At 63.8% G+C, this 6,369-nt stretch carries 5 protein-coding genes; 3 read left to right on the plus strand and 2 right to left on the minus strand.

The features are described 5' to 3' along the window. Nucleotides 1-45: 45 nt before the first annotated feature. On the minus strand, nt 46-1,284 hold the full coding sequence (locus LB555_RS26290; RefSeq protein ID WP_015315440.1) for an extracellular solute-binding protein: 1,239 nt from the start codon (nt 1,282-1,284) through the stop codon (nt 46-48). Nucleotides 1,285-1,500: 216 nt separating this feature from the next. On the opposite strand from LB555_RS26290, the gene LB555_RS26295 reads away from it, so the two are divergent. The 3 genes from LB555_RS26295 to LB555_RS26305 all read left to right on the plus strand — a co-directional run bounded on the left by LB555_RS26295 (nt 1,501) and on the right by LB555_RS26305 (nt 5,546). Then, nucleotides 1,501-2,715: an ROK family transcriptional regulator gene (locus LB555_RS26295; protein ID WP_015315441.1), complete on the plus strand. Its 1,215-nt coding sequence runs from the start codon at nt 1,501-1,503 to the stop codon at nt 2,713-2,715. 105 nt (nt 2,716-2,820) lie between these two features. Then, nucleotides 2,821-4,431: an inorganic phosphate transporter gene (locus LB555_RS26300; protein WP_015315442.1), complete on the plus strand. Its 1,611-nt coding sequence runs from the start codon at nt 2,821-2,823 to the stop codon at nt 4,429-4,431. An 89-nt stretch (nt 4,432-4,520) separates the two neighbouring features. Beyond that, complete coding sequence (locus LB555_RS26305) at nt 4,521-5,546, plus strand: transporter (protein ID WP_015315443.1); 1,026 nt, start codon at nt 4,521-4,523, stop codon at nt 5,544-5,546. A gap of 63 nt (nt 5,547-5,609) precedes the next feature. Here LB555_RS26305 and LB555_RS26310 read toward each other — a convergent pair. After that, the coding region (locus tag LB555_RS26310; protein ID WP_224684123.1) for a DUF3734 domain-containing protein at nt 5,610-6,369 on the minus strand (760 nt) is incomplete at its 5' end.

Raw genomic sequence — 6,369 nt, forward strand, 5'->3', positions numbered from 1 at the left:
GGACGCAACGCTGTAGTGCCGCCCGTATCGAACGACTGGCTTGTCTCAGAGGCCGCTGTTCTGCGCGGCGGTCTTCAGGGCGTCTTCCGGCGAAGACGTCCCGAGCAGCGATTCCTGGATTGCCTGCTGCAGCGCGGTCGACAGCTCCTGGTATTTCGGCGTGGTCGGACGCGGATACATGGCAGCCAGACCGAGCTTGGCAGCGGCGATCAGTTCTTCCTGGCCCTTGGTGACCGTAGGGTCGTCATAGGACGAGGCCCAGATCGGCAGCGAGAGCTTGGCGTATTGGTTCTGCGTCGCCTGCGAGGTCATGAAGGTGATGTACTTCCAGGCTTCGTCCGGATGCTTCGAGACCGCGGTGACGCCGAGACCCATCGAACCGTTGACGGCCGACACTTCGCTGGTGCCGGCAACGCCCGGCGCCGGCACGACGCCGACCTTGCCGGCCACCTTCGAGTCCTTCGGGTCGTTGGCCATGTTGTACATGTAGGTCCAGTTCAGCGCGAAGGCGGCATCGCCGTTTTCGAAAACCTTGCGCACGTCCTCTTCGAGGAATTCCTTGGAATTGGGATTGGTGAGACCCGACTTGTAGCTGTCGACCATGTATTTCAGGGCCAGCAGGCCGCCGCCATTCTGGAAGTCCGGCTTGCCGTCCTTGAGGAAGTCGCCGCCATAGGCGCTGACCAGCGTGGTGTAGTCGCAGATGGCCGCTTCCGCCTGCGACCAGCTCCACGCGATCGGCGTCTTCAGCAGGCCTTTGTCCTGGATGATCTTGGCTTGTGCGCCGAGCTCTTCCCAGGTCTTCGGCGGGGCCTTGATGCCGGCCTTTTCCAGGATATCCTTGTTGTAAAACAGGTATTTGGTGTCGAGGATCCACGGCATGCCATAGGACTTGCCGTCATACTGCACCGTGGTCCAGGCGCCGGGCAACACGCCCTTCTTCATGTCGTCGGTGATCTTGGAAGACACATCGACCAGCACCTTGTTGGTGGCGTATTCGGCCGGCCAGATGACGTCGAAGAGGACGACGTCATAGCCTCCGCCCGACCCTTGGGCGAGCACGGTCTTGTCGTGCAGGCCCTCATAGGGGACGAATTCGAGATTGACCTTGACGTCCGGATTGGCCTTGGTGAAGGCATCGGTCATCGCACGCACGTCGGCCTCGCTGTAGGCGGCCTGCGCCATGAAAAGCGCGTTGAGCGTCGTCTCGGCGAAAGCGTGGGGGACGAACAGTCCTCCGGCAAAAACCGCGCCGACCAGTGTCTTGGTGATCGTCTTAAGCATTTTCTTCTCCCATTGCAGCGTTGACGGGCCGGCGCTGCCAGATGTTTGGCATCGTCTTCCCGGATCCATGTCGCGTGACCTGATGGTGCCGGCTGACCAGTGGCGACAGGCGGAAGCCTTTGCCTTCTTGTTTTGCGGTGCTCGGTTACATTAAGTCAACTCGCTTGACTTAATTAGTCGATCAATATTCTAATGGTGTCAAGAGGGGAAACGCCGGTGGACGACATCAGCCCGATTCGTGCCAAGAGCGGCACCAACCAGGAAGGCACGAGCGCGCATAACCGCCGTGTCATGGTCGAGGCGCTGCGTCTCAACGGCGCGCTGTCGCGGGCCGATCTGGCGCGAGCGACGCAGCTTACCAAGCAGGCGGTTTCCAACATCATCGAGGACCTGGAACGCGACGGCCTGGTCGTTGCGCTCGATGCGGTGCGCAAGGGCAGGGGGCAACCGTCGACCCCCTACAGGCTGGTGCCTGAAGGCGCTTTCGCCATCGGCCTTCAGATCGACCGTCACCTGACGCGGGCGGTCGCGGTCGACCTGATGGGCAGCGTGCTGGCGCGGGCCGAGGCGAACCTGCCTTTCAATGAGCCGTCCAGGGGCGTCGAGGTGATCCTCGGCCTGATCGATGGCGTCCGGCGCGAACTGGCCGGTATCTCGTCGCAGTCGGAAAAACGCCTCGTCGGCCTGGGTGTCGCCATGCCCGGACCGTTTGGCCTGAAGAATTCGGATGACAAATGGATGATGCCGGCCTGGCAGAAGTTTCCGCTGCTGGACATGCTGGCCAAGGGCACGGGACTGAATGTCGGCCTGCAGAACGATGCCGCCGCCTGTGCGACGGCCGAGCGCATCGTCGGCGCCGCGCACGGCGTCGACCACGCAGTGTGTCTTTATGTCGGCTATGGCATTGGCGCCGGACTGATCCTCAACGGCGAACTGTACAGCGGCGGCCATGGCAATGCCGGCGAAATCGGCATGGCCTTGCTGTCGCCGGCCGGTCCCGGCTCGACACCGCTCGAACATCGCGCGTCGCTCGCCTCGCTCTACCAGCATCTTGGCCTCGATCCCGCCGACGAGGACCTCTACGGAAAGATCGGCGCGCTGGCCGCGGCGGGTGATGTGAAGATCATGCGCTGGATCGAGGGCGCGGCCCATGATCTGCGCTGGAGCGTGCATCTCATCGAAACCATCTTCGACCCACAGACAGTCATCCTGACCAGCGGCGCGCCGGAAGCGCTGGCGCGCCGGCTTGTCGAGGCCATGCATCCGCTGCTTTCGTCGATCGCAGACCGGCCAGGCCGGACCTTGCCACGCCTGCAGCTCGGCACAACCGATCCCTGGTCGATCGCGCTGGGAGCCGCGGCGGCGCCGATCAGCCGCGCCTTCGATCCGCTGTTCTCGGCGATCCTGAAGACACGCTCCGGTCCCGCCTGAAGGCGACCGCGCGTAAGGCCAAGCCTCTCCCGGCGTCACACAGGGTTCATCGTCCGGACATAGCGTCTTTTCCAGTTCTTTGCTGCAATGCAATAGGAGTGGGACATGGTGGACATAGTTTCTAGTGAGGCGGGCATTCCAAGGCCGGATCATCCGCTGGATAGTTCGGGTGGCGCGAAGTGGTTCCTGCCGGTCTTCGGTGTGCTGGTGCTGGTCGGCGTGGTCTATGTCGGCTACGCGCTTAGCCAGGACCTGGCGGTGGCCAAGACGGTGCCGTGGATCCTGCTCGGCATCGCCTTGCTGATCGCGCTCGGCTTCGAATTCGTCAACGGGTTCCATGACACCGCCAATGCGGTGGCGACCGTCATCTACACACGCTCGCTGCCGGCGGAGTTCGCCGTCATGTGGTCGGGCGCCTTCAATTTCCTCGGGGTTCTCACTTCCAGCGGCGCGGTCGCCTTCGGCATCCTGTCGCTGCTGCCGGTCGAGCTGATCCTGCAGGTCGGTTCTTCCTCCGGCTTTGCCATGGTGTTCGCACTGCTCGTAGCCGCCATCCTGTGGAACCTCGGCACCTGGTTCCTCGGCCTGCCGGCGTCGAGCTCGCACACCATGGTCGGTTCGATCATCGGTGTCGGCCTCGCCAACCAGTTCATGGCACCTGCCGGCAGCGCTACCAGCGGCGTCGACTGGTCGCAGGCGACCAATGTCGGCGTGACCTTGCTGGTGTCGCCGATCATCGGCTTCTTCGCCGCGGCGATCCTGCTCTACGCGATGAAGCTTCTCGTCCGCAATCCGGCGCTCTACGAGGCGCCGAAAGGCAATGCGCCGCCGCCCTGGTGGATCCGCGCGCTGCTGATCTTCACCTGCACCGGCGTCAGCTTTGCGCATGGCTCCAATGACGGCCAGAAGGGCATGGGCCTGATCATGCTGATCCTGATCGGCGTGGTGCCGACGGCCTACGCGCTCAACCGCACGCCCGACATCAACTATCTCGAAGCCTACAAGTCGGCCTCGGTCAGCGTGGAGACCGCGCTGGGCAAATATGTGAAGCCCGGTGTCACCGTCGCCGATGCGAAGGATGCCAAGGCTGCCGTGCAGGATGCCGTGCGCACCCGGAGCTGGAGCGACAAGACGACCGTCGCTCTGCAGAGCTACATCCACAACACGACGGCCGAGCTGCAGCCTTACGCTTCGGTCGACACCGTGCCGACCGATCTGGTCAGCAACGCCCGCAACGACATCTATCTGATTGGCGAGGCGCTGAAACTGATTGACAAGAAGCAGCTGCTGCCGATGGAGGCCGCCGATCTCAAGGCGGTGACCGACTATCACAAGGCCGTCGACAACGCGACGAAGTTCATCCCGATCTGGGTGAAGGTCGCGGTGGCCCTGGCGCTTGGCCTGGGCACCATGGTCGGCTGGAAACGCATCGTCGTCACGGTCGGCGAGAAGATCGGCAAGAGCCACCTGACCTATGGCCAGGGCGCTGCCGCCGAACTCGTGGCGATGGTCACCATCGGCATGGCCGACCGTCTGGGTCTGCCGGTGTCGACGACCCATGTGCTGTCGTCCGGCGTCGCCGGAACCATGGCGGCCAACGGCTCGGGCCTGCAATGGTCGACGGTGCGCAACCTGCTGCTCGCCTGGGTGCTGACCCTGCCGTGCTCGATCACGCTGGCCTTCGTGCTGTTCATCATCTTCCGCCAGGTGTTCTGAGCGGGCGAAGCGACAACACTACCGACGGCGCCACAATGGCGCCGTCTCGTTTTCCGGCGACAGGTTCGCGACCATTTCGGGCGGCAGTCATGAACGACGCATCGCATCTGGCCCTGCTTGCCGTCGACGACCAGCATCCGGCGCCTGGCCTGGTCTGGGCTTATCACCGCTTGCCAGGCAAAACCCCGGTGGCGCTTGCTCCGCGCGATATCGACGCGGCACTGGCGATGCCGGAAGGCTGGGTCTGGCTGCATGTCGATCTCGTCGACCAGCGCGCCCATTCCTGGGTCAGCCACGCCTGCGCCTTGCCGGCCTCTGCCCATGCAATCCTCGAAGGCCATGAGGACAGCCCCGCGCTGGCGCATGAGGACGGTGTCGTCCATGGCATTTCCGCCGACCTGCACAGCGAAATCGCGCGTCAGTCGACCACCATCGGGAGATTGCGCTTCGCGGTCTCGGAGCGGCTGCTGGTGACCGGCCGCCGCCATTCGCTGGCAGCGGTCGAGGAGGTGCACGAGGCGGTGGCCGCGGGGCTGCGGCCCGCCACCGCCTTCGAACTTTTCGAGGCGATCGTGCTGGCGTTCTGCAGCAGCACCAGCCTGCGGCTCGCTGCCGCCACCAAGCGGCTCGACGAAGTGGAAGATCATTTGGTGACCGAGCGGCTTGCCGACGAAAGGCGGCGGCTGAAAGATGTTCGCCGTCTGGCGGTCTCCCTGCACCGCCCGATCTCGGCGCTGGCGGCACTTTTCCAGGACGAGGACCGCTCGGACTGGAAGCTGTCGGCGGGGGCGCACGAGATCCTGCGCCGGCTTACCACGCGGCTGGAAAGGCTCGACCGCGAAGTCGTCATGGTCAACGACCGTGCACGGCTGTTGCAGGAGGAGGTCGCCGCCGAGCTCGCGGACGAATCCAACCGCAGCCTTAAGGCGCTGGCAGTAATGAGCGCGCTGCTTCTGCCGGGCTCGCTGATTGTCGGCATGTTCGGCATGAACACAGCCGGGCTGCCGCTTACGCAAACGCCGGGCGGATTCGAACTGGCGCTGTTGATCGCGGGGGGCGCGACCGGCCTGTTCTACTGGCTCCTGCTGAGAGCCGGCGCCAATCTTAGGTTCTGAGCCAAAATAGACAGCTAGAGCGGCTCTGCGTTCCGAGGAAACGGAGAACCGCTCTTGGGTCGCTCAGGTCGGATCTTCGCGATGCAGGTCGTGGATGGTGACGCCGTCGGCATTGGTCGGCAGCATCAGCCATTTCTTGTGACGCAGCGTGCGCTCGGTGTCCTCGAGGCCCATCTCCCAATGCTCGCGCATCGAGGTGCCCGAAAACTCATAGTCCTTGGCGTGGCCCTCATAGCCTTTGTGCTGGTAGATCAGGTGGACGATGTTGACGACGCCGGCGTTGGAATAGTCGGCGATCAACTCCTGCTCGCCTTCCCTTAGCTGCTCCGACGGCACGCGCTTCAGCGCATCGAGCAGCTTCATCTTCAGCGCATGGATGCGCTCGAAATTGTCGGTGTTCTGCCGCGTGCGGCTCGAATACATGATGTCCTTGTGGCGCGACAGCACGTCGGCCATGCCGCGCGGCAGCACGCCGCGGGCGCTGAACAGATCGACCTGGAAGACCAGCGAGGAACGGTCCTCTTCCTGGTCGAGCAGGTATTGCAGCGGCGTGTTGGAGACGATGCCACCATCCCAATAGTACTCGCCCTCGATACGGATCGAAGGAAAGGCCGGCGGCAGCGCGCCGCTGGCCATGATGTGCTCCGGCTCGATACGCACCTTCTCGGTGTCGAAATAGACGAAGTTACCGGTCCTGACATTGACCGCGCCGACGCTCAGCCGCTTCTTGCCGTCGTTCAGCACGTCGAAGTCGATCAGGCTCTCCAGCGTGTCCTTCAATTCGGCGGTGTCGTAGAAGCTGGTGGCGCCGTAGGCCCCCCGC

The sequence above is a fragment of the Mesorhizobium sp. BR-1-1-10 genome (assembly GCF_020165595.1).
Classification (GTDB): domain Bacteria; phylum Pseudomonadota; class Alphaproteobacteria; order Rhizobiales; family Rhizobiaceae; genus Mesorhizobium; species Mesorhizobium australicum.